The 21,312-nt window shown below is 59.6% G+C and carries 33 protein-coding genes; 32 read left to right on the top strand and 1 reads right to left on the bottom strand.

Annotated features, from left to right (window positions below; translation table 11 throughout):
- The first annotated feature begins 106 nt into the window (after positions 1-106).
- From rpsL to rplQ, 32 genes are all read left to right on the top strand, one after another.
- Positions 107-478 (top strand): 30S ribosomal protein S12, encoded by a 372-nt coding sequence (gene rpsL / locus ACYQ12_RS17325; protein ID WP_459637555.1) that lies wholly within the window; start codon positions 107-109, stop codon positions 476-478.
- Between the two features lie 110 nt (positions 479-588).
- Positions 589-1,059 (top strand): 30S ribosomal protein S7, encoded by a 471-nt coding sequence (gene rpsG, locus ACYQ12_RS17320; protein ID WP_459874160.1) that lies wholly within the window; start codon positions 589-591, stop codon positions 1,057-1,059.
- 18 nt (positions 1,060-1,077) lie between these two features.
- Positions 1,078-3,198 carry an elongation factor G gene (gene fusA / locus ACYQ12_RS17315; protein WP_459874158.1) on the top strand — a complete coding sequence of 707 codons (2,121 nt, stop codon included), beginning with the start codon at positions 1,078-1,080 and terminating at the stop codon, positions 3,196-3,198.
- Between the two features lie 29 nt (positions 3,199-3,227).
- Entirely contained in the window at positions 3,228-4,421 is a 1,194-nt protein-coding gene (gene tuf / locus ACYQ12_RS17310; RefSeq protein ID WP_459874156.1) for an elongation factor Tu, read from the top strand.
- Between the two features lie 150 nt (positions 4,422-4,571).
- Positions 4,572-4,883 (top strand): 30S ribosomal protein S10, encoded by a 312-nt coding sequence (gene rpsJ / locus ACYQ12_RS17305; protein ID WP_035470365.1) that lies wholly within the window; start codon positions 4,572-4,574, stop codon positions 4,881-4,883.
- A 148-nt stretch (positions 4,884-5,031) separates the two neighbouring features.
- Entirely contained in the window at positions 5,032-5,670 is a 639-nt protein-coding gene (gene rplC, locus ACYQ12_RS17300) for a 50S ribosomal protein L3 (protein WP_459874154.1), read from the top strand.
- Between the two features lie 14 nt (positions 5,671-5,684).
- Positions 5,685-6,293, top strand: coding sequence for a 50S ribosomal protein L4 (gene rplD, locus ACYQ12_RS17295; RefSeq protein WP_459874152.1), 609 nt, complete (start codon positions 5,685-5,687; stop codon positions 6,291-6,293).
- Entirely contained in the window at positions 6,290-6,586 is a 297-nt protein-coding gene (gene rplW, locus ACYQ12_RS17290; protein WP_459874150.1) for a 50S ribosomal protein L23, read from the top strand. Before rplD ends, rplW begins: the two co-directional genes overlap by 4 nt.
- Before the next feature lie 16 nt (positions 6,587-6,602).
- Positions 6,603-7,430 carry a 50S ribosomal protein L2 gene (rplB, locus tag ACYQ12_RS17285; RefSeq protein WP_459874148.1) on the top strand — a complete coding sequence of 276 codons (828 nt, stop codon included), beginning with the start codon at positions 6,603-6,605 and terminating at the stop codon, positions 7,428-7,430.
- A 22-nt stretch (positions 7,431-7,452) separates the two neighbouring features.
- Positions 7,453-7,728 (top strand): 30S ribosomal protein S19, encoded by a 276-nt coding sequence (rpsS, locus tag ACYQ12_RS17280; protein ID WP_009098993.1) that lies wholly within the window; start codon positions 7,453-7,455, stop codon positions 7,726-7,728.
- Positions 7,729-7,746: 18 nt separating this feature from the next.
- Entirely contained in the window at positions 7,747-8,079 is a 333-nt protein-coding gene (gene rplV / locus ACYQ12_RS17275) for a 50S ribosomal protein L22 (RefSeq protein WP_459874144.1), read from the top strand.
- Between the two features lie 11 nt (positions 8,080-8,090).
- Positions 8,091-8,795, top strand: a complete 705-nt coding sequence (gene rpsC / locus ACYQ12_RS17270) for a 30S ribosomal protein S3 (RefSeq protein WP_459874142.1) — start codon at positions 8,091-8,093, stop codon at positions 8,793-8,795.
- Between the two features lie 15 nt (positions 8,796-8,810).
- A complete protein-coding gene (gene rplP, locus ACYQ12_RS17265) occupies positions 8,811-9,224 on the top strand; it encodes a 50S ribosomal protein L16 (RefSeq protein WP_459874140.1) in 414 nt (137 codons plus the stop codon).
- Positions 9,224-9,415 carry a 50S ribosomal protein L29 gene (rpmC, locus tag ACYQ12_RS17260; protein ID WP_459637566.1) on the top strand — a complete coding sequence of 64 codons (192 nt, stop codon included), beginning with the start codon at positions 9,224-9,226 and terminating at the stop codon, positions 9,413-9,415. Before rplP ends, rpmC begins: the two co-directional genes overlap by 1 nt.
- 1 nt (position 9,416) lies before the next feature.
- On the top strand, positions 9,417-9,677 hold the full coding sequence (gene rpsQ, locus ACYQ12_RS17255) for a 30S ribosomal protein S17 (RefSeq protein ID WP_459874137.1): 261 nt from the start codon (positions 9,417-9,419) through the stop codon (positions 9,675-9,677).
- A gap of 54 nt (positions 9,678-9,731) precedes the next feature.
- On the top strand, positions 9,732-10,103 hold the full coding sequence (gene rplN, locus ACYQ12_RS17250; protein WP_008959163.1) for a 50S ribosomal protein L14: 372 nt from the start codon (positions 9,732-9,734) through the stop codon (positions 10,101-10,103).
- A 14-nt stretch (positions 10,104-10,117) separates the two neighbouring features.
- Positions 10,118-10,435, top strand: coding sequence for a 50S ribosomal protein L24 (gene rplX, locus ACYQ12_RS17245; RefSeq protein ID WP_459874134.1), 318 nt, complete (start codon positions 10,118-10,120; stop codon positions 10,433-10,435).
- Between the two features lie 18 nt (positions 10,436-10,453).
- The gene (rplE, locus tag ACYQ12_RS17240) at positions 10,454-10,993 is read left to right on the top strand and encodes a 50S ribosomal protein L5 (protein ID WP_459874131.1); all 540 of its coding nucleotides are present in this window, start codon (positions 10,454-10,456) and stop codon (positions 10,991-10,993) included.
- Between the two features lie 10 nt (positions 10,994-11,003).
- On the top strand, positions 11,004-11,309 hold the full coding sequence (gene rpsN / locus ACYQ12_RS17235) for a 30S ribosomal protein S14 (RefSeq protein ID WP_459874129.1): 306 nt from the start codon (positions 11,004-11,006) through the stop codon (positions 11,307-11,309).
- Positions 11,310-11,339: 30 nt separating this feature from the next.
- Positions 11,340-11,732 (top strand): 30S ribosomal protein S8, encoded by a 393-nt coding sequence (gene rpsH / locus ACYQ12_RS17230; RefSeq protein WP_459874127.1) that lies wholly within the window; start codon positions 11,340-11,342, stop codon positions 11,730-11,732.
- Positions 11,733-11,741: 9 nt separating this feature from the next.
- Positions 11,742-12,272: a 50S ribosomal protein L6 gene (rplF, locus tag ACYQ12_RS17225; protein WP_459874125.1), complete on the top strand. Its 531-nt coding sequence runs from the start codon at positions 11,742-11,744 to the stop codon at positions 12,270-12,272.
- A gap of 9 nt (positions 12,273-12,281) precedes the next feature.
- The gene (rplR, locus tag ACYQ12_RS17220; RefSeq protein ID WP_459874123.1) at positions 12,282-12,632 is read left to right on the top strand and encodes a 50S ribosomal protein L18; all 351 of its coding nucleotides are present in this window, start codon (positions 12,282-12,284) and stop codon (positions 12,630-12,632) included.
- 11 nt (positions 12,633-12,643) lie between these two features.
- Positions 12,644-13,144, top strand: a complete 501-nt coding sequence (rpsE, locus tag ACYQ12_RS17215; protein ID WP_459874121.1) for a 30S ribosomal protein S5 — start codon at positions 12,644-12,646, stop codon at positions 13,142-13,144.
- 6 nt (positions 13,145-13,150) lie between these two features.
- On the top strand, positions 13,151-13,333 hold the full coding sequence (rpmD, locus tag ACYQ12_RS17210; RefSeq protein WP_459874119.1) for a 50S ribosomal protein L30: 183 nt from the start codon (positions 13,151-13,153) through the stop codon (positions 13,331-13,333).
- A gap of 3 nt (positions 13,334-13,336) precedes the next feature.
- Positions 13,337-13,771, top strand: a complete 435-nt coding sequence (gene rplO / locus ACYQ12_RS17205; protein WP_459874117.1) for a 50S ribosomal protein L15 — start codon at positions 13,337-13,339, stop codon at positions 13,769-13,771.
- Positions 13,771-15,105: a preprotein translocase subunit SecY gene (gene secY / locus ACYQ12_RS17200; RefSeq protein WP_459874115.1), complete on the top strand. Its 1,335-nt coding sequence runs from the start codon at positions 13,771-13,773 to the stop codon at positions 15,103-15,105. The genes rplO and secY overlap by 1 nt, the downstream gene beginning before the upstream one ends.
- A 30-nt stretch (positions 15,106-15,135) precedes the next feature.
- Positions 15,136-15,249: a 50S ribosomal protein L36 gene (gene rpmJ, locus ACYQ12_RS17195; protein ID WP_077373351.1), complete on the top strand. Its 114-nt coding sequence runs from the start codon at positions 15,136-15,138 to the stop codon at positions 15,247-15,249.
- A gap of 119 nt (positions 15,250-15,368) precedes the next feature.
- Positions 15,369-15,725 carry a 30S ribosomal protein S13 gene (gene rpsM, locus ACYQ12_RS17190; protein WP_459874112.1) on the top strand — a complete coding sequence of 119 codons (357 nt, stop codon included), beginning with the start codon at positions 15,369-15,371 and terminating at the stop codon, positions 15,723-15,725.
- 39 nt (positions 15,726-15,764) lie between these two features.
- Positions 15,765-16,151 carry a 30S ribosomal protein S11 gene (gene rpsK, locus ACYQ12_RS17185; RefSeq protein ID WP_011505752.1) on the top strand — a complete coding sequence of 129 codons (387 nt, stop codon included), beginning with the start codon at positions 15,765-15,767 and terminating at the stop codon, positions 16,149-16,151.
- A gap of 12 nt (positions 16,152-16,163) precedes the next feature.
- Entirely contained in the window at positions 16,164-16,784 is a 621-nt protein-coding gene (gene rpsD, locus ACYQ12_RS17180; RefSeq protein ID WP_459874109.1) for a 30S ribosomal protein S4, read from the top strand.
- 79 nt (positions 16,785-16,863) lie between these two features.
- On the top strand, positions 16,864-17,862 hold the full coding sequence (locus tag ACYQ12_RS17175; RefSeq protein ID WP_459874107.1) for a DNA-directed RNA polymerase subunit alpha: 999 nt from the start codon (positions 16,864-16,866) through the stop codon (positions 17,860-17,862).
- A gap of 38 nt (positions 17,863-17,900) precedes the next feature.
- Positions 17,901-18,287, top strand: a complete 387-nt coding sequence (rplQ, locus tag ACYQ12_RS17170) for a 50S ribosomal protein L17 (protein ID WP_459874105.1) — start codon at positions 17,901-17,903, stop codon at positions 18,285-18,287.
- A 78-nt stretch (positions 18,288-18,365) separates the two neighbouring features.
- Here rplQ and uvrA read toward each other — a convergent pair whose 3' ends face one another.
- On the bottom strand, positions 18,366-21,203 hold the full coding sequence (gene uvrA / locus ACYQ12_RS17165) for an excinuclease ABC subunit UvrA (RefSeq protein WP_459874103.1): 2,838 nt from the start codon (positions 21,201-21,203) through the stop codon (positions 18,366-18,368).
- Between the last annotated feature and the right edge of the window lie 109 nt (positions 21,204-21,312).

Below are 21,312 nucleotides of genomic sequence, written 5' to 3'. Positions count from 1 at the left end.
GACGACCCTTGCGACCAGCCAGTAGAATTCGCAGCCTTTATCAATGGGCAGGTGTGCCCTGTGCCATTGATAAGGCCAAGGCAACCATTGGAGTCAGCTACAAACCATGGCAACCATCAATCAGCTCGTGCGCAAGCCGCGCAAGCGTCCCGTCGCCAAGAGCGACGTGCCGGCGCTGCAGTCTTGCCCGCAAAAGCGTGGGGTTTGCACCCGCGTCTACACCACTACCCCGAAGAAGCCGAACTCAGCACTGCGTAAAGTATGCCGTGTTCGTCTGACCAACGGCTACGAAGTCACTTCCTATATCGGTGGTGAAGGTCACAACCTGCAGGAGCACTCCGTGGTCCTGATTCGTGGCGGTCGTGTCAAGGACTTGCCGGGTGTGCGTTACCACACCGTACGCGGCGCTCTCGACACCTCCGGTGTCCAGAACCGTAAGCAAGGCCGTTCCAAGTACGGCACCAAGCGTCCGAAGTGATTCGGGCTTCTCGGATAAACCAGACATTGTCGGTCTGATAAGAGTAAGGTCGAGCCCCGTCCGGGTCGTCTCGAGTTTACCTGAAAGACCCTTCTACCTGAGGGCTTATCATGCCTAGAAGAAGAGTTGCTGCAAAGCGCGAGATCCTGCCGGATCCGAAATTCGGAAGTGAGCGCCTGGCGAAGTTCATGAACCACCTGATGGTCAGCGGCAAAAAGTCCGTAGCTGAGCGCATCGTCTATGGTGCGTTGGACAGGGTTGCCGAGCGTGGTAAAGATGCGCCGCTGGACATCTTCGACAGAGCGCTGGAAGCCATCCAGCCGATGGTGGAGGTCAAGTCACGCCGTGTCGGTGGTGCCACCTATCAGGTGCCGGTGGAGGTTCGCCCTTCACGCCGCCAGGCGCTGGCGATGCGCTGGCTGGTCGACGCTGCCCGCAACCGTGGTGAGAAGACCATGGTGCAGCGTCTCGCCGGCGAAATGCTGGACGCCGCCGAAGGCAAGGGTGCTGCTGTGAAGAAGCGTGAAGACGTGCATCGCATGGCAGATGCCAACAAGGCCTTCTCTCACTACCGCTTCTAACCAACGGGGAATCCCATCGTGGCACGCAAGACACCACTTAAGCGTTACCGCAATATCGGTATCGTGGCCCACGTCGACGCTGGTAAGACGACGACTACCGAGCGTGTCCTGTTCTATACCGGTCTGTCGCACAAGATCGGTGAGGTCCATGATGGCGCCGCCACCATGGACTGGATGGAGCAGGAGCAGGAGCGTGGTATCACCATCACCTCCGCGGCGACCACCTGTTTCTGGCAGGGCATGAACAAGCAGTTCGATGAGCATCGCATCAATATCATCGACACACCTGGGCACGTCGACTTCACCATCGAGGTCGAGCGTTCTCTGCGTGTGCTCGACGGTGCCGTCGTGGTGCTGTGCGGCTCCTCCGGCGTACAGCCGCAGACCGAGACCGTCTGGCGCCAGGCCAACAAGTACGAAGTCCCGCGCATGGTGTTCGTCAACAAGATGGACCGTGCCGGTGCCGACTTCTTCATGGTCGTCGATCAGCTCAAGAGCCGCCTGGGCGCCAACGCCGTGCCGATCCAGATCAACTGGGGCGCGGAAGACGAGTTCAAGGGCGTCATCGACCTGATCGAGATGAAGGCCATCGTCTGGAACGAGGCCGATCAGGGCATGTCCTACGAGCTGGTCGATATTCCGGCCGAGCTGAAGGATACTGCCGACGAGTGGCGCGAGCAGATGCTCGAAGCTGCCGCCGAGGCCTCCGAAGAGCTGATGGACAAATACCTTGAAGAGGGCGACCTCTCCAAGGAAGAGATCAAGTCCGCTCTGCGTCGCCGCACGCTGGACAACGAAATCGTCCTGGTCACCTGTGGCTCCGCGTTCAAGAACAAGGGCGTACAGGCGGTGCTTGACGGCGTTATCGAATATCTGCCGTCGCCCACCGAGGTCAAGGCCATCGAGGGTGAGCTGGACGACAAGGAAGGCACTATCGAGACGCGTGAAGCGGACGATACGGCTCCCTTCGCAGCGCTGGCGTTCAAGATCGCCACCGATCCTTTCGTCGGTACCCTGACCTTCATTCGTGTCTACTCCGGCGTCCTGAAATCGGGCGATGGCGTCTACAACTCCGTGAAGGACAAGAAGGAGCGTGTCGGCCGTATCGTGCAGATGCACGCCAACTCGCGTGAAGAGATCAAAGAGCTCTATGCCGGCGATATCGCCGCGTGTGTCGGGCTCAAGGATGTCACGACCGGCGACACCCTGTGCGATCCGAATGCCAAGATCGTTCTTGAGCGCATGGAGTTCCCCGATCCGGTCATTTCGGTTGCCGTCGAGCCGAAGTCCAAGGCCGATCAGGAAAAGATGGGCGTCGCGCTGGGCAAGCTCGCCCAGGAAGACCCGTCCTTCCGCGTCAAGACTGATGTCGAGACCGGACAGACCATCATTTCCGGTATGGGTGAGCTGCACCTCGACATCATCGTTGACCGCATGCGTCGCGAGTTCAAGGTCGAGGCCAATATCGGCAAGCCGCAGGTGGCATATCGCGAAACCATTCGCGGCAAGGTCGAGCAGGAAGGCAAGTTCGTACGTCAGTCCGGCGGTCGCGGCCAGTACGGCCACGTCTGGTTGCGTATCGAGCCGTTGACGGCCGAAGACAAGGGCGAAGACGAGGAGCTCAGCTTCAAGTTTGCGTCCGAGATCGTAGGTGGCACGGTGCCCAAGGAATACGTGCCGGCCGTCGAGAAAGGAGCCTATGAGCAGCTGCAGAATGGTGTCATCGCCGGCTATCCGATGATTGACGTCAAGGTCACGCTGTTCGACGGTTCCTACCACGATGTGGACTCCAACGAGACTGCGTTCAGGATCGCCTCTTCCATGGCGATCAAGGAAGGCGCCAGAAAGGCCAAGGCCGTTCTGCTGGAGCCGGTAATGCGGGTCGAGGTCGTCACTCCCGAGGAGTCCATGGGCGATGTGATGGGCGACCTGAACCGCCGGCGTGGTCTGGTGCAGGGCATGGATGATTCTTCCTCCGGCAAGATCATCCGCGCGTTGGTGCCGCTGGGCGAGATGTTCGGTTACGCGACCGATCTGCGTTCTCAGACCCAGGGCCGTGCAAGCTACTCCATGGAGTTTGCTAAGTACGATGAGGCGCCGTCCAGCGTCGTTGAAGCTGTCATCAACCAGAACGGTTAACCGTTAGCTAACGTAAAGAGGTTATAGCAGTGGCTAAGGCAAAATTTGAGCGTTCCAAACCGCACGTTAACGTCGGCACCATCGGTCACGTCGACCACGGCAAGACCACTCTGACTGCGGCGCTGACCCGCGTATCTGCCGAGGTTTTCGGTGGTGACTGGCGTGCATTCGATACCATCGACAACGCTCCCGAAGAGCGTGAGCGTGGTATCACCATCGCGACGGCTCACGTCGAGTACCAGTCCGAGACCCGTCACTACGCGCACGTCGACTGCCCGGGGCACGCTGACTACGTCAAGAACATGATCACCGGTGCTGCCCAGATGGACGGCGCGATCCTGGTCTGTTCCGCAGCTGACGGCCCCATGCCGCAGACTCGCGAGCACATCCTGCTGTCCCGCCAGGTTGGCGTTCCGTACATCGTCGTGTTCCTGAACAAGGCCGACATGGTCGATGACGAAGAGCTGCTCGAGCTGGTCGAGATGGAAGTCCGCGAACTCCTCAACGAGTACGACTTCCCGGGTGACGACACCCCGATCATTGTCGGTTCTGCGCTGATGGCGCTGGAAGGCAAGGATGACAACGGTATGGGTACCACCGCCGTTGCCAACCTGATCAAGTCCCTGGACGAGTACATCCCGGAGCCGGAGCGTGCGATCGACCGTCCGTTCCTGATGCCGATCGAGGACGTGTTCTCCATCTCGGGCCGCGGTACCGTCGTGACCGGCCGTGTCGAGCGCGGCATCGTCAAGACCGGCGACGAAGTCGAGATCGTGGGTCTGCGTGACACCACCAAGACCACCGTTACCGGTGTCGAGATGTTCCGCAAGCTGCTCGACGAAGGTCGCGCGGGCGAGAACATTGGTGCGCTGCTGCGTGGCACCAAGCGTGACGACGTCGAGCGTGGTCAGGTTCTGGCCAAGCCGGGCTCCATCACTCCGCACACCAAGTTCGAGGCGGAAGTCTACGTCCTGTCCAAAGAAGAAGGCGGTCGTCACACGCCGTTCTTCAAGGGCTATCGTCCGCAGTTCTACTTCCGTACCACTGACGTTACCGGTACCTGTGAACTGCCGGAAGGCGTCGAGATGGTCATGCCGGGCGACAACGTCAAGATGGTTGTCACTCTGATCGCGCCGATCGCCATGGAAGACGGCCTGCGCTTCGCGATCCGCGAAGGTGGTCGTACCGTTGGCGCCGGTGTTGTCGCCAAGATCGTCGAGTAAGTCTTAGACTCCCGGTGATCGAAGGGGGCTCCGCAAGGAGCCCCCTTTCTGCGCATGTTTGACACCAGCTGTCAGCGTGCCTATAATGCGCATCCTTTAAATGCGTGGGTAGGCGGTTATGCCGTCGACATCCATTGGAGTTTAGGGCAAATGCAGAACCAGAAGATTCGCATTCGGTTGAAAGCCTTCGACCATCGCCTGATCGATCAGTCCGCACAAGAAATCGTGGATACCGCGAAGCGTACTGGGGCTCAGGTTCGTGGACCGATTCCGCTGCCGACCAATCGTGAGCGTTATACCATCCTGATCTCGCCGCACGTCAACAAGGACGCGCGTGACCAGTATGAGATTCGCACGCACAAGCGGGTGCTCGACATCGTCGAGCCGACGGAAAAGACCGTTGATGCCTTGATGAAGCTTGATCTCGCCGCTGGCGTAGACGTACAGATCAAGCTCGACTAACCCACACTAGACACTCGCGGCCCAGCGCCTGGCATAGAGCCAAGCAGCAGCCGCCACGCCGGGATGGCGTTACACAATGTGCTAGTGGAATGCTCTGGAAAGGGCAGCCATAGCGGGTGATAGCCCCGTACACTATAGGAGACTGAACATGACTATCGGTTTAGTCGGTAAGAAGAGCGGTATGACCCGTGTCTTCACCGAAGATGGCGCATCCGTGCCCGTAACCGTTATCGAGGTTGAGCCTAACCGCGTGACTCGCGTCAAGAGCGTCGATGCCGACGGCTACAGCGCGGTACAGGTCACAACCGGCTCCCGCAAGGCCAAGCATCTGTCCAAGGCGGCCGCAGGCCAGTACGCCAAGGCAGGTGTCGAGGCTGGTCGTTCACTGATGGAGTTCCGTCTGTCCGAAGGCGAGGAAGCTCCGGAAGTGGGCGGCGAAATCACCGTATCCCTCTTCGAAGCAGGTCAGTTGGTCGACGTGACCGGCACCTCCAAGGGCAAGGGCTTCCAGGGTGCCGTCAAGCGCTGGAACTTCCGTACCCAGGACATGACTCACGGCAACTCTCTGTCCCACCGCGCGCCGGGTTCCATTGGCCAGTGCCAAACGCCGGGTCGCGTGTTCAAGGGCAAGAAGATGGCCGGTCAGCTGGGTAACGCCCGCACCACCGTCCAGAGCCTGGAAATCGTGCGTGTCGACGCCGAACGCAATCTTCTGCTGATCAAGGGTGCCATTCCTGGCGCGCCGGGCAGCGATGTGATCGTTCGCAGTGCCGTGAAAGCTCGCTGAGGGGTATGAGACCGATGAATCTGAATCTTGCAGGTGCAGGCGCCGGTACTGTCGAAGTATCCGACGCAACCTTTGGCAAAGAATTCAACGAAGCGCTTGTTCACCAGGTGGTCACTGCCTATCTGGCCGGTGGTCGTCAGGGAACTCGTGCCCAGAAGACCCGTTCCGAAGTCAGCGGCGGCGGTAAGAAGCCGTGGCGTCAGAAAGGGACTGGTCGTGCCCGCGCCGGTAGCATTCGCTCTCCGATCTGGCGTAGCGGCGGCGTCACCTTTGCGGCACGCCCGCAGGACCATTCCCAGAAGGTCAACCGCAAGATGTATCGTGCGGCCATGCGTTCGATCCTGTCCGAGCTGGTACGTCAGGAACGCCTGGTGGCAGTGGATGCCTTTGCTGTCGAATCCCCCAAGACCAAGCAGCTCGTGTCCAAGCTCAGGGAGCTGAACCTGGAGAAGGTGCTGATCGTCACCGAGGAAATCGACGAGAAGCTATATCTCGCCGCGCGCAATATTCCCAATGTGGACGTGGTGGATGTCGCGGCTGCCGATCCGGTCAGCTTGGTTGCCTTCGACAAGGTGCTGGTGACCGTTTCTGCCCTGCGTAAATTCGAGGAGAAGCTGGCATGAACCAGGAGCGCGTATTCAAGGTTCTGCTTGGGCCGCACGTGACCGAAAAAGCCGCTTTCGCTGCCGAGAACAACCAGTACGTGTTCAAGGTGGCCAGCGATGCGACCAAGCCCGAGATCAAGAAGGCTGTCGAGACGCTGTTCGGCAAGAAGGTCACTGGCGTTCAGGTCCTGAACATCAAGGGCAAGACCAAGCGTACCCAGCATGGCATCGGCCAGCGCAAGGGTTATCGCAAGGCCTATGTGACTCTGGCTGCGGGCGAGACGCTCGAAGACTTCACTGGCGCCGAGTAAGGCAGGAGTACGGATCATGGCAGTAGTTAAGACCAAACCCACGTCCGCCGGTCGTCGTCATGTAGTCAAGGTCGTCAACGACGAGATCTACAAAGGCCGACCGCACGCCGCACTGTTGGAGAAGAACTCCAAGTCCGGTGGACGCAACAACCACGGTCGCATCACCACTCGCCACGTTGGCGGTGGGCACCGTCATCATTACCGTCTGGTCGATTTCAAGCGCAACAAGGATGGCGTTCCCGCTATCGTCGAGCGCCTGGAGTACGATCCGAATCGCAGTGCCAACATTGCGCTGCTGAAATACCTGGACGGCGAGCGCCGCTACATCATCGCACCCAAGGGTGTGAGCGTGGGCGAGACGCTGGAGTCCGGTGTCAACGCAGCGATCAAGAAGGGCAATGCTCTGCCGCTGCGCAATATCCCGGTGGGCTCCACCGTGCACTGCATCGAGCTGAAGCCCGGCAAGGGCGCGCAGATCGCTCGCAGCGCCGGCACCAGTGCCCAGCTCGTGGCTCGCGAAGGCAACTATGCCACCGTGCGTCTGCGTTCCGGTGAAATGCGCAGGATTCTCGCAGAGTGTCGCGCGACCCTCGGTGAAGTGGGCAATTCCGAGCATAGCCTCCGTCAACTCGGCAAGGCCGGTGCCAAGCGCTGGCGCGGTGTGCGTCCGACTGTTCGCGGTGTGGCCATGAACCCGGTGGATCACCCGCACGGTGGCGGTGAAGGCCGCACCAGCGGTGGTCGTCACCCGGTGACCCCGTGGGGCGTTCCCACCAAGGGCCACAAGACCCGCAAGAACAAGCGCACCGACAAGCTGATCGTTCGTCGCCGCAAGGCCAAGTAACAGACATTAAGGGGTAACGGCTGTGCCACGTTCACTGAAGAAAGGTCCCTTCATTGACCTTCATCTGTTGAAGAAGGTTGAGGCTGCAGTGGAGAAGAACGACCGCAAACCGATCAAGACCTGGTCGCGTCGTTCCATGATCCTGCCGAACATGGTGGGACTCACCATTGCTGTCCATAACGGTCGCCAACACGTCCCGGTGCATGTCTCCGAGGAAATGGTTGGCCACAAGCTGGGCGAATTCGCTGCCACCCGCACCTATCGCGGGCATGCGGCGGACAAGAAAGCCAAACGGTAAGCCAGAGAGGATTGAGAGATGGAAGTCGCTGCTAAGTTGCGTGGCGCTCGTTTATCCGCCCAGAAGGCCCGTTTGGTGGCTGACCAGGTGCGCGGTAAACCGGTCGCCGAGGCGCTGAACCTGCTGACCTTCTCCCCGAAGAAGGCCGCCAAGCTGGTCAAGAAGGTGCTGCAGTCCGCCATCGCGAACGCAGAAGAAAATAACGGCATGGACATCGACGAGCTGCGTGTCTCGACCATCTGCGTCGATGAGGGCATGACGCTCAAGCGCATCCAGCCGCGCGCCAAGGGCCGCGCGGATCGCATTTTGAAGCGCACCTGCCACATCACCGTCAAGGTAGCCGAGAAGTAGGAGTCGACCAGATGGGTCAGAAAGTAAATCCGACAGGCATTCGGCTGGGTATCGTCAAGGACCACACTTCGGTCTGGTACGCCGAGCGCGGTGCCTATGCCGATAAGCTGAACAACGATCTCGAAGTGCGCCGTTTCCTGGAGCAGCGTCTGAAGAACGCCTCCGTGAGCCGTATCCACATCGAGCGTCCGGCGAACAACGCCCGTATTACCATTCATACTGCCCGTCCGGGCATCGTGATTGGCAAGAAGGGTGAAGACGTCGATCGTCTGCGCCGTGAAGTGACCGAGATGATGGGCGTGCCCGTGCACGTCAACATCGAGGAAGTCCGCAAGCCGGAACTCGACGCCGCATTGGTTGCGCAGAATATCGCCGGCCAGCTCGAGCGCCGTGTCATGTTCCGTCGTGCCATGAAGCGTGCAGTACAGAACGCCATGCGCCTGGGCGCCGGCGGTATCAAGGTCCAGCTGTCCGGTCGTCTCGGCGGCGCGGAAATCGCGCGGACCGAGTGGTATCGCGAGGGGCGCGTGCCGCTGCACACCCTGCGTGCGGACATCGACTACGCGACCTACGAAGCGCACACCACCTACGGCGTCATCGGCGTCAAGGTGTGGGTCTTCAAGGGTGAAATCCTCGGGGGCATCGAAGAGGTGCGGGCCAAGGCCAAGCAGCCGCAACAGCCGCAGAACGCACCCAAGAAGAAAGGTTCCAAGTAAGGGGAGATGTAGTCGATGTTGCAACCCAAGCGTACAAAATTCCGCAAGGTGATGAAGGGCCGCAATCGTGGCCTGGCACACCGCGGAAGCAAGGTGAGCTTCGGCGAGTACGGTCTGAAAGCCACCGGTCGCGGGCGGATCACCGCTCGCCAGATCGAAGCCGGTCGTCGCGCCATCACCCGTCACGTCAAGCGTGGCGGTAAGATCTGGATTCGCGTCTTCCCGGATAAGCCGATTACCAACAAGCCGCTGGAAGTCCGTATGGGTAAGGGCAAGGGCTCCGTCGAGTACTGGGTCGCCCAGATTCAGCCGGGCAAGGTGCTCTACGAGATCGAAGGCGTATCCGAGGAGCTGGCGCGTGAAGCGTTCTCCCTGGCGGCGCAGAAGATGCCCGTGTCCACCACCTTTGTGAAACGGACGGTGATGTGATGAAAGCCCAGGAAATTCGTGAGAAGTCAGTCGAGGCACTGCAGGAGCAGCTGTTCGAACTCCTTCGTGAGCAGTTCAACCTGCGCATGCAGAAGGCCACCGGCCAGCTGAACCAGAGCCATCTGCTCAAGCAGGTACGCCGGGATATCGCCCGCGTGAAGACTGTGCTCAACGAGAAGGCAGGTGACTGAGATGGCCGAAGAAAAGAAAGCCCGTACGCTCACCGGCAAGGTGGTGAGCGACAAGATGGAAAAATCGATTGTCGTGATGATCGAGCGCCGTGAGCGCCATCCGATCTACGGCAAGTACGTGAAGCGCTCCACCAAGCTGCACGCCCATGACGAGTCCAACCAGGCGCGGACAGGTGACACGGTATCCATTCAGGAATGCCGTCCGCTGTCCAAGAAGAAGGCCTGGACGCTGGTTGAAGTGGTCGAGCAAGCCAAGGGCTGAGCCCGACAAGCGTCTTCTAAACCAGTGCAGTCAGATTAGGTTTGGAGAAAACCGATGATTCAGACTCAGACAATGCTGGATGTCGCCGACAACAGCGGCGCGCGCCGGGTGCAGTGCATCAAGGTGCTGGGCGGTTCACACCGTCGCTATGCCCGCGTTGGCGACATCATCAAAGTGACGGTCAAGGAAGCCATTCCGCGAGGCAAGGTCAAGAAAGGCCAGGTGCTCAAGGCGGTGGTTGTGCGTACCCGCAGTGGTGTCCGTCGTCCCGATGGCTCGCTGATCCGCTTCGACGGAAATGCGGCGGTTCTGTTGAACAACACCAACGAACAGCCGATCGGTACCCGTATCTTTGGGCCGGTAACCCGTGAACTTCGCAACGAGAAGTTCATGAAGATCATTTCCTTGGCGCCTGAAGTGCTGTAAGGAGCGAGGCGGATATGCACAAGATCAAACGTGACGACGAAGTGATCGTCATTGCCGGCAAGGACAAGGGCAAGCGTGGCACGATCAAGCGCGTCCTCCAGGGCGACCGTTATGTCGTGTCTGGTGTGAACATGATCAAGCGTCACACCAAGCCCAACCCCATGCTGGGCAACCAGGGGGGTATCGTCGAGCGTGAGGCCCCGATTCACGCGTCCAACGTTGCCATCTTCAATCAGGAGACCGGCAAGGCGGATCGCGTCGGCTTCCAGGTTAAGGAAGACGGTACCAAGGTACGTATCTACAAGTCGACGCAGAAGCAGATCGACGCCTAACGCGAGTCGGGTAGCAAAATGGCGAACTTGAAAGAACGTTATCAGAACGAGGTGGTAGCTCAACTCCAAGAGCAGTTCAGCTACGCCAACGTTATGCAGGTGCCCCGGATCACCAAGGTGACTCTGAACATGGGCATCGGTGAAGCGACCAGCGACAAGAAGCTGATCGAAAACGCCATCGGTGACTTGGAGAAACTCTCCGGTCAGAAGCCGATCATCACCAAGGCGCGCAAGTCCATCGCGGGCTTCAAGGTGCGTGAAGGCTGGCCGATCGGTATCAAGGTGACTCTGCGCCGCGAGCGGATGTGGGAGTTCCTTGACCGTCTGGTGAATATCGCGATTCCGCGTGTGCGCGATTTCCGTGGTCTGAACCCGAAGTCCTTCGATGGACGCGGCAACTATTCCATGGGCGTGCGTGAGCAGATCATCTTCCCGGAGATCGAATATGATAAGATCGATCGAATCCGTGGATTGGATGTCACAATCACCACCAGCGCCAACACCGATGACGAAGGCCGTGCGCTGCTGAGCGCGCTGAACTTCCCGTTCAAGAAATAAGGGTGGGATCATGGCAAAGAAAAGCATGATGGAGCGTGAGCTCAAGCGCGCGAAGCTGGTCGAGAAGTATGCCGCCAAGCGTGCAGAGCTCAAGACCATCATTTACAACGTGAACGCTTCTGACGAAGAGCGCTTCGACGCACAGCTGCAACTGCAGAAGCTGCCGCGCGACGCCAGCCCGGTCCGTCAGCGTAACCGCTGCCGCATGACTGGCCGTCCGCACGGCTTCTACAACAAGTTCGGGCTGGCCCGTAACAAGCTGCGTGAAGCCGCCATGCGTGGCGATGTCCCTGGACTCAAGAAGTCCAGCTGGTAAGCCACGTCGAAACATCAGGAGCGCAACGTAATGAGCATGCAAGATACTCTGGCGGATATGTTTACCCGTATCCGCAATGCGCAGATGGCCACCAAGGAGACGGTTACCATGCCGTCTTCCAAGCTCAAGGTCGAGGTGGCCCGCGTATTGAAGCAAGAGGGCTACATCAACGACTTCGCGGTCGCTGAAGGCACCAAGCCCGAACTGACCGTGACCCTCAAGTATTTCGAGGGCAAGGCGGTCATCGAGCACATCCAGCGCGTTTCCAAGCCGTCCCTGCGCATCTACAAGGGCAAGGACGAATTGCCGAAAGTCGCGGATGGTCTGGGTGTCGCGATCGTCTCCACCTCCCAGGGCGTTATGACCGACCGTGCGGCGCGTCAAGCCGGTGTCGGTGGTGAAGTCATCTGCACCGTATTCTAGGAGTTTGGAATGTCCCGCGTAGCCAAATATCCGGTTAAACTGCCCAGCGGCGTCGAGGTCAAGCTCGACGGCGATAAGCTGACCGTCAAAGGTGGTCAGGGCACGCTCGAAATGACGGTTCACCCCGATGTGGTGATCGGTCAGGAAGAAGGTCAGCTGACCTTCACGCCGAGCGAGTCCGCCAAGAGTTGGGCGATGGTCGGCACTACCCGCGCACTGGCCCAGAATATGGTCACTGGTGCGTCCGAGGGCTTTACCAAGTCGCTCGAGATCAATGGCGTCGGCTATCGTGCCCAGGCAAGTGGCAAGACGCTCAACCTGACACTCGGCTTCTCCCACCCGGTCGAATATGCATTGCCTGAGGGTGTCACGGCGGAAACGCCGAAGAACACCACTATCGTGCTGAAGAGCTCAGACAAGCAGAAGCTCGGCCAGGTCGCTGCGGAAATCCGCGCCTTCCGTCCGCCCGAGCCCTACAAGGGCAAGGGTATCCGGTATGGCGACGAGCAGGTCCGCCGTAAAGAAGCCAAGAAGAAGTAAGGCAGGGTTATGAACGCGAAGAAAGAATCTCGTCTCCGTCGTGCCCGCCGTGCTCGCGCCAAGATTCGCGAGCTGGGCGTGTATCGCCTGAGCGTCAACCGTACCCCGCGCCACATCTACGCGCAGATCATCTCGCCGGACGGAGGCAAGGTCCTGGCCAGCGCCTCCACGCTCGACAAGAGCCTGCGCGAAGGTGCGACCGGCAACGCCGATGCGGCTGCCAAGGTGGGCGCGCTGATTGCTGAACGCGCAAAGGAAGCGGGCATCACTCAGGTCGCTTTCGACCGCGCCGGATTCAAGTATCACGGGCGTGTCAAGGCTCTGGCCGATGCCGCACGTGAAGGCGGTCTGGAATTCTAAAGGGTTTTACGATGGCGAAGAACGAACAGAACAGCGGAGATCTGCAAGAGAAACTCGTGCAGGTCAACCGCGTCGCCAAGGTGGTCAAGGGCGGCCGTATTTTCGGCTTTACCGCTCTGACCGTCGTTGGTGACGGCAATGGTCGTGTCGGCTTCGGTCGCGGCAAGGCGCGTGAAGTGCCGGTTGCGATCCAGAAGGCGATGGATCAGGCGCGCCGCAACATGGTCAAGGTCAGCCTCAGTGGTCACACGCTGCAGTACCCGGTCAAGGCCCGTCACGGTGCCTCCAAGGTCTACATGCAGCCGGCTTCCGAAGGTACCGGGATCATTGCCGGCGGTGCCATGCGCTCCGTACTCGAGCTGGCCGGCGTCCACGACGTCCTGGCCAAGTGTTACGGCTCCACCAACCCGGTGAACGTGGTGCGTGCGACCATTAATGGTCTCTCCACCATGCAGGCTCCGGAAGACATCGCCGCCAAGCGTGGCCTGTCTGTCGAAGAGATCGCGGGGTAAGGCATCATGGCAGCTTCGATCAAGGTTACCCAGATCCGTAGCACCATCGGCGTACTGGAAAAGCACAAGGCCACCATGCGTGGGCTTGGACTGCGTCGTATCGGTCATTCGGTTGAACTGGAAGATACCCCTGCCGTACGCGGTATGATCAACAAGGTTAACTACCTTGTACGTGTTGAGGGAGAGTAATCCATGAAACTCAATAGCCTGAGCCCGGCACCGGGCTCCAAGCATGCCGAGAAGCGTGTCGGCCGTGGCATCGGCTCCGGTCTGGGCAAGACCGGTGGCCGTGGTCACAAGGGTCAGACCTCACGCTCCGGCGGCACCGTGAAGCCCGGTTTCGAAGGCGGGCAGATGCCGTTGCAGCGCCGCCTGCCGAAGTTCGGTTTCACCTCGATGAAGTCGCTGGTGTCCGAAGAAGTCCGCCTGGCCGAGCTGGCCAAGGTTGACGGCGACGTCGCTGACCTGGATGCGCTGAAGAAAGCCAACGTGCTCAAGGATGCCACGCAGTACGCGAAGGTTATCCTGTCCGGCGAATTGAACAAGGCGGTTACCGTTCGTGGTCTCAAGGTCACCAAAGGTGCCCGTGCCGCGATCGAAGCTGCCGGTGGCAAGGTAGAGGACTAATGGCTAAGTCAGGAAAAATGCCGGCGAACATGGGAAGTGGTTTGAGCGAACTGTGGGCGCGCCTGCGTTTCGTGTTCATCGCCATCGTGGTGTACCGCATCGGTGCCCACATCCCGGTTCCCGGTATCAATCCTGACCAGCTCGCTGCCTTGTTCAGGGAAAATCAGGGCACCATTCTGGGCATGTTCAACATGTTCTCGGGTGGTGCACTGCAGCGGATGAGTATCTTCGCACTGGGTATCATGCCCTATATTTCCGCGTCGATTATCATGCAGCTCCTGACGGCGGTCTCGCCACAGCTCGAACAGCTGAAGAAGGAAGGTGAGGCCGGCCGACGCAAGATCAGCCAGTACACACGCTACGGTACGGTGGTGCTGGCCTTGATCCAGGCAACCGGCATGGCAGTCGGTCTGGTCGGGCAGGGCGTAGCCTATGCCGGCGACTTCAGCTTCTATTTCACGGCCATTACCACCTTTGTGGCGGGCGCCGTGTTCCTGATGTGGCTGGGTGAGCAGATCACCGAAAAAGGTATCGGCAACGGCATTTCGCTGATCATCTTTTCGGGAATCGTGGCGGGACTGCCGAGCGCGATTGGCCAGTCCTTTGAACTTGCCCGTAACGATGGCGCATGGAATATCCTGCCGCTGCTGGCGCTTTCCGTGCTGGGCATCACCACCGTGGCCTTCGTGGTCTTCATCGAGCGCGGCCAGCGCCGCATCACGGTGAACTATCCGCGTCGCCAGGTGGGCAACAAGATGTATGCCGGACAAAGCAGCTACTTGCCGCTGAAGGTCAATATGGCGGGTGTCATTCCGCCGATCTTTGCGTCGAGCATTCTGCTCTTCCCCGCGTCGATCGGTCAGTGGGTCGGCCAGGGCGGCAGCATGGAATGGTTGCAGACGGCCTCCCAGGCACTGGGTCCGGGACAGCCTCTGTATATCTTGCTTTTTGCCGCGGCGGTGGTATTCTTCTGCTTCTTTTACACGGCGCTGGTCTTCAATCCCAAGGATGTGGCTGACAATCTCAAGAAGTCAGGTGCATTTCTGCCGGGGATCCGCCCGGGCGAGCAGACGGCCCGCTACGTCGACAAGGTGATGACTCGCCTGACCCTGTTCGGCGCTCTCTACATTACTGCCGTTTCCCTGATGCCTCAGTTCCTTGTCGTGGCTTGGCAAGTGCCCTTCTACTTCGGTGGCACCTCGCTGCTCATCGTCGTGGTGGTCGTCATGGACTTCATGGCTCAGGTCCAGTCGCATCTGATGTCAAATCAGTATGAGTCAGTAATGAAGAAGTCCAACCTGAAAGGCTACGGTAGCGGCGGCATCATGCGCTAGGCGCGGCCCTGCTAGCATTTGGAGAGAACGATGAAAGTTCGAGCTTCCGTCAAGAAAATTTGCCGTAATTGCAAGATTATTCGGCGCCGTGGCGCAGTCCGCGTCATTTGCACCGAACCGCGGCATAAGCAGCGCCAGGGTTAACCTGACGCTGTATAAGCGGGCGCAGCATACTCCTTGCCCTCTAGATGGGAAAGGAGTATGCTATTGCGCCTTTTGTGGATGATTAAACGAGCAAGCCGCTCAACCTTCGGAGTAAGCTGATGGCCCGTATTGCAGGCGTCAATATCCCGGACAACAAGCATGCGGCGATCTCGCTGACCTACATCTTCGGGATTGGCCGTACACGTGCGCAGGAAATCTGTGCCGCTACCGGCATCGCGCCGACTACTAAAATTCAGGAACTGTCCGCTGAAGAGCTGGATACCCTGCGTACAGAAGTCGGCAAGTACACCGTAGAAGGCGACCTTCGTCGTGATGTGACGCTGAATATCAAGCGTCTCATGGACCTAGGCGCCTATCGTGGTCTGCGCCATCGTCGTGGTCTTCCGCTGCGTGGTCAGCGTACCAAGACCAATGCGCGTACCCGTAAGGGCCCGCGCAAGCCGATTCGCAAATAACACGCACGTTCTGGCGTTTAGACAGGAAGAAACATCAACATGGCTAACCCGCGCAGTAACCGTAAAAAGGTTAAAAAGCAGGTGGTGGATGCGGTTGCGCATATCCACGCCTCTTTTAACAACACGATCGTGACGATCACAGACCGCCAGGGCAACGCACTTTCTTGGGCGACTGCCGGTGGTTCGGGTTTTCGTGGTTCTCGCAAGAGCACCCCGTTCGCTGCCCAAGTGGCAAGTGAACGTGCAGCGACTGCTGCAGCCGAGTATGGTGTGAAAAACGTCGACGTACTGGTCAAGGGCCCCGGTCCTGGCCGTGAGTCCGCCGTGCGCGCACTGAATGCCGCCGGTTTCCGCGTGCAAAGCATCACCGACGCGACGCCCGTTCCCCATAACGGCTGCCGTCCGCCGAAGAAACGCCGCGTTTAAGGAGACAGACTCATGGCACGTTATATTGGACCGAAGTGCAAACTGTCTCGTCGCGAGGGTACCGATCTCTTCCTCAAGAGCGGTGTCACTCCCTTCGAGAAGAAGTGCAAATCCGAGCAGATTCCGGGTGTGCACGGCCAGCGCCGTCAGCGTCTTTCCGACTACGGCTTGCAGCTTCGCGAGAAGCAGAAAGTACGTCGTATCTATGGCGTACTCGAGAAGCAGTTCCGCAACTACTACAAGGAAGCGGCCCGTCTGAAGGGCGCGACCGGCGAAGTATTGCTGCAGCTGCTCGAATCCCGACTGGACAATGTCGTCTACCGCATGGGCTTTGGCGCGACACGTGCGGAAGCACGTCAGCTGGTGAGCCACAAGGCCATCGCTGTCAACGGTCGTAGCGTCAATGTGGCGTCCTATCAGGTCAAGCCCGGTGACGTGGTTTCCGTTCGTGAAAAGTCCAAGAATCAGGCTCGTATCCAGAGTGCGCTGCAGCTTTCCGCTCAGCGTGGCGATGTGGCCTGGATCGATATCGACTCCAAGAAGATGGAAGGCACTTTCAAGGCTCTGCCTGAGCGCGGCGACCTGACTGCCGACATCAACGAAAACCTGATCGTCGAGCTGTACTCCAAGTAATCCTCGCGATGCCGGGCCTGCAGTTGCAGGCTCCGGTTGGAGTACCGAGTATCCGTTTGGCAGCTTGAAAGGTGTTCTTATGCAGCGTTCAGTGACAGAGTTTCTCCGTCCTCGCGACATCAAGGTCGAAGAGATCAGCGCGCATCACGCGAAGATCGTGCTCGAACCGTTCGAGCGCGGCTTCGGTCATACCCTGGGGAATGCTCTGCGCCGCATCCTGCTGTCTTCCATGCCCGGCTGTGCCGTGGTGGAAGCAGAGATCGAAGGCGTTTTGCATGAGTACAGCGCAATCGAGGGGGTGCAGGAGGATGTTATCGAAATCCTGCTCAACCTCAAGGACGTGGCCATTCGAATGCATGGCCGCGACGAGGCTGTACTGACGCTGAACAAGCAGGGCCCCGGTGTCGTGACCGCTGGCGATATCGCCGGAGATCACAGCATTGAGATCGTTAATCCGGATCATGTCATCGCCCACCTCAACGATGGTGGCGAGCTGAAGATGCAGCTCAAGGTCGTTCGTGGCCGTGGCTACGAGCCGGCGGATACTCGTGTCTCTTCGGATGACGAGTTCCGGGCTATCGGTCGCCTTCAGCTGGATGCGACCTTCAGTCCGGTTCGTCGTGTTTCCTACTCTGTCGAAGCGGCGCGTGTCGAACAGCGCACCGACCTCGACAAGCTGGTCATCGACCTGGAAACCGACGGTACGCTGGATCCGGAAGAGGCGATCCGTCGTAGCGCGACCATCCTGCAGGAGCAGCTGGGCGCGTTCGTCGATCTGGAAGCCGACAAAGAACAGGAAGTCGAGCAGGAGGAGGATCACATCGATCCGATTCTGCTGCGTCCCGTAGACGATCTCGAGTTGACCGTTCGCAGTGCTAACTGCTTGAAGGCCGAAAATATCTATTACATCGGCGATCTGATTCAGCGCACGGAAGTGGAGCTGTTGAAGACCCCGAACCTCGGCAAGAAGTCCCTGAATGAAATCAAGGACGTTCTGGCAGCGCGCGGTCTGTCCCTCGGCATGCGGCTGGAAAATTGGCCGCCCTCTAGCCTGAAGGACGACAAGGCTTCTGCGTGAGGCTGACTCGAGTCCCAGTTTGGTAAGGAATCACAACCATGCGTCATCGTAAGAGTGGTCGTCACCTCAATCGTACGAGCTCGCATCGGCACGCCATGTTCAAGAACATGTGCGTTTCGCTGGTCGAGCACGAAGTCATCAAGACTACCCTGCCCAAGGCCAAGGAGCTGCGTCGTCACGTCGAGCCGCTGATCACCTTGTCCAAGCAGGACAGCGTCGCCAACCGTCGCCTGGCCTTCAGCCGTACCCGCTCCAAAGAAGCGGTCGGCAAGCTCTTTAACGAGCTGGGTCCGCGCTACGCCGAGCGTCCGGGCGGCTACGTCCGTATCCTCAAGTGCGGTTTCCGCGCTGGCGACAATGCGCCCATGGCCTATGTCGAGCTGGTCGACCGTCCGGTCGCTCAGGAGGCTGCTGCCGAGGAGTGATCCTGCAGGCAGGCGTAGATTGTAGAAAACCGGCCTTTAGGGCCGGTTTTTTTATGCCCGACTGATGGGTTTCCTGTATCAAGTCGAACGGGACGGATCGAGCAGCGGTTTCAAAAAGCGTCCGGTGTGGGAGTGCTCAAGCGATGCCACCTTCTCCGGCGTGCCCTCGGCAATGATGCGCCCGCCACCGGCGCCGCCCTCCGGACCGAGATCGATCAGCCAGTCGGCTGTCTTGATCACGTCGAGGTTATGCTCGATGACTACGATACTGTTGCCATGATCACGCAGTCGGTGGAGCACCGTCAGCAGCTGTCGGATGTCCTCGAAGTGCAGTCCGGTGGTGGGTTCGTCGAGAATGTAAAGCGTCTTGCCCGTGTCGCGCTTGGCCAGCTCGCGAGCCAGCTTGACGCGCTGAGCCTCGCCGCCGGACAACGTTGTGGCGCTCTGTCCAAGACGTACATAGGAGAGCCCCACATCGATCAGCGTCTGCAGGCGTCGAGCGATCGCCGGCACTGGACTGAAGAATTCCAGTGCCTCTTCCACCGTCATCTCCAGAACCTCATTGATGTTCTTGTCCTTGTACTGGATTTCCAGTGTCTCCCGGTTGTAACGCTTTCCCTTGCATACGTCGCAGGGTACGTAGATATCCGGTAGAAAGTGCATCTCGACCTTGATGAGTCCCTCGCCCTGACAGGCCTCGCAACGCCCGCCCTTGACGTTGAAGCTGAACCGTCCCGGCTTGTAGCCGCGTGAGCGGGCCTCCTGGGTGCCGGAAAAGAGTTCGCGAATCGGGGTGAAAATGCCGGTGTAGGTCGCCGGATTGGAGCGCGGGGTACGGCCGATGGGGCTCTGGTCGATGTCGATGATCTTGTCGAGCTGATCAAGGCCTTCAATGCTCTGGTACGGCGCCGGCTTGAGAGTGGTGGCGTTGTTGAGTTCACGTGCGGCGATCGGCATCAGCGTGGAATTGATCAGCGTCGACTTGCCGGAACCGGAAACGCCGGTGACGCACACCAGCAGACCCAGCGGCAATTCCAGGGTGACATCATGCAGGTTGTTGCCGCTGGCCCCCGTCAGGCGCAGGCGTTTTTCGGGGTTGACCGGAATGCGTTGTGCGGGAATCTCGATACGCCGGGCCCCGGACAGATACTGCCCGGTCAGGGAGGCATCGTTACGCTGGATATCCTGCGGTGTGCCCTGAGCCACGATCGTGCCGCCATGAACGCCGGCACCGGGTCCGATGTCGAGCACGTGGTCGGCGGCACGAATGGCATCCTCGTCATGCTCGACGACGATCACGGTGTTGCCCAGGTCACGCAGATGCTCGAGCGTCTTGAGCAGGCGATCATTGTCGCGCTGATGAAGGCCGATGGAGGGCTCATCGAGGATGTACATCACACCGACAAGACCAGCGCCAATCTGACTGGCCAGGCGGATGCGCTGAGCTTCCCCTCCCGAGAGCGTTTCGGCGCTGCGTTCGAGATTGAGGTAGTCGAGCCCGACGTTGACCAGGAACTCCAGACGGGCATGGATCTCCTGAATGATCTTGACGGCAATCTCGCCCTTGCGGCCGGGCAGGGTGAGCTTGCGGAAATATTCCCAGGCTTCGCCGATCGGCAGGCGGACCATGTCGGGCAGGGTGCACTTGTCGATGTAGACGTGGCGAGCCTCGCGGCGCAGCCGTGAGCCATGGCAGGTGGGGCAGGGCTGCACTGCCAGATATTTGGCCAGATCCTCGCGCACCATGCTCGATTCGGTTTCGCGATAGCGCCGCTCCATGTTGGGCAGCACGCCCTCGAAGGCATGTTCGCGAGTCACCTTGCGCCCCCGGTCGTTGACATAGTCGAAGGCGATGGCGTCCTGTCCGCTGCCGTTGAGAATGATGTCACGCTCATGTCGGGCGAGGTCCTGCCAGGCGGTCTCCAGCTTGAAACGGTAGTGGGCGGCCACTGCCTGGAGCTGGCTGAAGTAGTACACGCTACGCCGGTCCCAGCCCTTGATGACCCCTTCGGCCAGGGAGAGCTCGGGGTGGCTGATCAGCTTCTCGGGATCGAAGTACTGGCGAACTCCCAGGCCATCACAGGTAGGGCAGGCGCCGGCGGGATTGTTGAACGAGAACATCCGCGGCTCGAGCTCGGCGATGGAGTAGCCGCAGATCGGGCAGGCGAAGCGTGCCGAGAAGACGATGTCTTCGGCCTCGCCATCCATGAAGTGCGCCATGGCGATGCCGTCGGCAAGATTGAGCGCGGTCTCGAAGGACTCGGCCAGGCGCTGCTGCAGATCGGCACGGACCTTGATGCGATCCACCACCACACTGATGTCGTGCTTCTTGTTCTTGTCCAGCGGTGCCATGTCATCGAGCTCGACCAGCAGTCCGTCGACCATGACGCGGACGAAGCCCTGCGCCTGCAGTTCGGCAAGCAACTGCAGATGTTCGCCCTTGCGGCCCTTGACCACCGGCGCCAGCAGCATGATCCGGCTGCCCTCCGGGAGGGCCAGGACCTGATCGACCATCTGTGAAACCGTCTGCGCCTCCAGCTCGGTGTCGTGCTCAGGGCAGCGCGGAGTGCCGGCACGGGCAAACAGCAAGCGCAGATAGTCGTAGATCTCGGTGATGGTGCCGACGGTGGAGCGCGGGTTGTGCGAAGTGGATTTCTGCTCGATGGAAATGGCAGGCGACAATCCTTCGATATGATCGACGTCGGGCTTTTCCATCATCGACAGGAACTGCCGGGCATAGGTGGAGAGCGACTCCACGTAGCGGCGTTGTCCCTCGGCATAGAGCGTATCGAACGCCAGCGAGGACTTGCCGGATCCCGACAGTCCTGTGACCACGATCAGCTTGTCGCGCGGCAGCTCGACGTCGATGTCCTTGAGGTTGTGGGTGCGGGCACCCCTGACCAGAATCCTGTCCATTCCCACCTCGTGTCGTGGTCAAAACTTCAATTATAAGGGTTCGAATGAACCCCGGGCAAAGGAAGGGCGACTTTCCCTGAACAAGCCGTGTGGGTAGAATGTAGGGTCC

Source organism: Halomonas shantousis (assembly GCF_054654615.1).
The sequence above is the reverse complement of the archived record's forward strand: the minus strand, read 5'-3'. Positions and strand labels throughout refer to the sequence as shown.

What these genes read in the sequence shown, in the direction of transcription:
- rplX (WP_459874134.1), top strand. Translation starts at nt 10,118, where the DNA reads ATGCACAAGATCAAACGTGACGACGAAGTGATCGTCATTGCCGGCAAG.
- rpmC (WP_459637566.1), top strand. Translation starts at nt 9,224, where the DNA reads ATGAAAGCCCAGGAAATTCGTGAGAAGTCAGTCGAGGCACTGCAGGAG.
- rplR (WP_459874123.1), top strand. Translation starts at nt 12,282, where the DNA reads ATGAACGCGAAGAAAGAATCTCGTCTCCGTCGTGCCCGCCGTGCTCGC.
- rpsK (WP_011505752.1), top strand. Translation starts at nt 15,765, where the DNA reads ATGGCTAACCCGCGCAGTAACCGTAAAAAGGTTAAAAAGCAGGTGGTG.
- rplF (WP_459874125.1), top strand. Translation starts at nt 11,742, where the DNA reads ATGTCCCGCGTAGCCAAATATCCGGTTAAACTGCCCAGCGGCGTCGAG.
- rpsQ (WP_459874137.1), top strand. Translation starts at nt 9,417, where the DNA reads ATGGCCGAAGAAAAGAAAGCCCGTACGCTCACCGGCAAGGTGGTGAGC.
- rplN (WP_008959163.1), top strand. Translation starts at nt 9,732, where the DNA reads ATGATTCAGACTCAGACAATGCTGGATGTCGCCGACAACAGCGGCGCG.
- rpsG (WP_459874160.1), top strand. Translation starts at nt 589, where the DNA reads ATGCCTAGAAGAAGAGTTGCTGCAAAGCGCGAGATCCTGCCGGATCCG.
- rplP (WP_459874140.1), top strand. Translation starts at nt 8,811, where the DNA reads ATGTTGCAACCCAAGCGTACAAAATTCCGCAAGGTGATGAAGGGCCGC.
- rplW (WP_459874150.1), top strand. Translation starts at nt 6,290, where the DNA reads ATGAACCAGGAGCGCGTATTCAAGGTTCTGCTTGGGCCGCACGTGACC.
- rplO (WP_459874117.1), top strand. Translation starts at nt 13,337, where the DNA reads ATGAAACTCAATAGCCTGAGCCCGGCACCGGGCTCCAAGCATGCCGAG.
- rpsJ (WP_035470365.1), top strand. Translation starts at nt 4,572, where the DNA reads ATGCAGAACCAGAAGATTCGCATTCGGTTGAAAGCCTTCGACCATCGC.
- rplV (WP_459874144.1), top strand. Translation starts at nt 7,747, where the DNA reads ATGGAAGTCGCTGCTAAGTTGCGTGGCGCTCGTTTATCCGCCCAGAAG.
- uvrA (WP_459874103.1), bottom strand. Translation starts at nt 21,203, where the DNA reads ATGGACAGGATTCTGGTCAGGGGTGCCCGCACCCACAACCTCAAGGAC.
- rpsC (WP_459874142.1), top strand. Translation starts at nt 8,091, where the DNA reads ATGGGTCAGAAAGTAAATCCGACAGGCATTCGGCTGGGTATCGTCAAG.
- ACYQ12_RS17175 (WP_459874107.1), top strand. Translation starts at nt 16,864, where the DNA reads ATGCAGCGTTCAGTGACAGAGTTTCTCCGTCCTCGCGACATCAAGGTC.
- rplB (WP_459874148.1), top strand. Translation starts at nt 6,603, where the DNA reads ATGGCAGTAGTTAAGACCAAACCCACGTCCGCCGGTCGTCGTCATGTA.
- rpsN (WP_459874129.1), top strand. Translation starts at nt 11,004, where the DNA reads ATGGCAAAGAAAAGCATGATGGAGCGTGAGCTCAAGCGCGCGAAGCTG.
- rpsD (WP_459874109.1), top strand. Translation starts at nt 16,164, where the DNA reads ATGGCACGTTATATTGGACCGAAGTGCAAACTGTCTCGTCGCGAGGGT.
- rpsM (WP_459874112.1), top strand. Translation starts at nt 15,369, where the DNA reads ATGGCCCGTATTGCAGGCGTCAATATCCCGGACAACAAGCATGCGGCG.
- rpmD (WP_459874119.1), top strand. Translation starts at nt 13,151, where the DNA reads ATGGCAGCTTCGATCAAGGTTACCCAGATCCGTAGCACCATCGGCGTA.
- rplC (WP_459874154.1), top strand. Translation starts at nt 5,032, where the DNA reads ATGACTATCGGTTTAGTCGGTAAGAAGAGCGGTATGACCCGTGTCTTC.
- secY (WP_459874115.1), top strand. Translation starts at nt 13,771, where the DNA reads ATGGCTAAGTCAGGAAAAATGCCGGCGAACATGGGAAGTGGTTTGAGC.
- rplQ (WP_459874105.1), top strand. Translation starts at nt 17,901, where the DNA reads ATGCGTCATCGTAAGAGTGGTCGTCACCTCAATCGTACGAGCTCGCAT.
- rplD (WP_459874152.1), top strand. Translation starts at nt 5,685, where the DNA reads ATGAATCTGAATCTTGCAGGTGCAGGCGCCGGTACTGTCGAAGTATCC.
- rpmJ (WP_077373351.1), top strand. Translation starts at nt 15,136, where the DNA reads ATGAAAGTTCGAGCTTCCGTCAAGAAAATTTGCCGTAATTGCAAGATT.
- rplE (WP_459874131.1), top strand. Translation starts at nt 10,454, where the DNA reads ATGGCGAACTTGAAAGAACGTTATCAGAACGAGGTGGTAGCTCAACTC.
- rpsL (WP_459637555.1), top strand. Translation starts at nt 107, where the DNA reads ATGGCAACCATCAATCAGCTCGTGCGCAAGCCGCGCAAGCGTCCCGTC.
- rpsH (WP_459874127.1), top strand. Translation starts at nt 11,340, where the DNA reads ATGAGCATGCAAGATACTCTGGCGGATATGTTTACCCGTATCCGCAAT.
- rpsE (WP_459874121.1), top strand. Translation starts at nt 12,644, where the DNA reads ATGGCGAAGAACGAACAGAACAGCGGAGATCTGCAAGAGAAACTCGTG.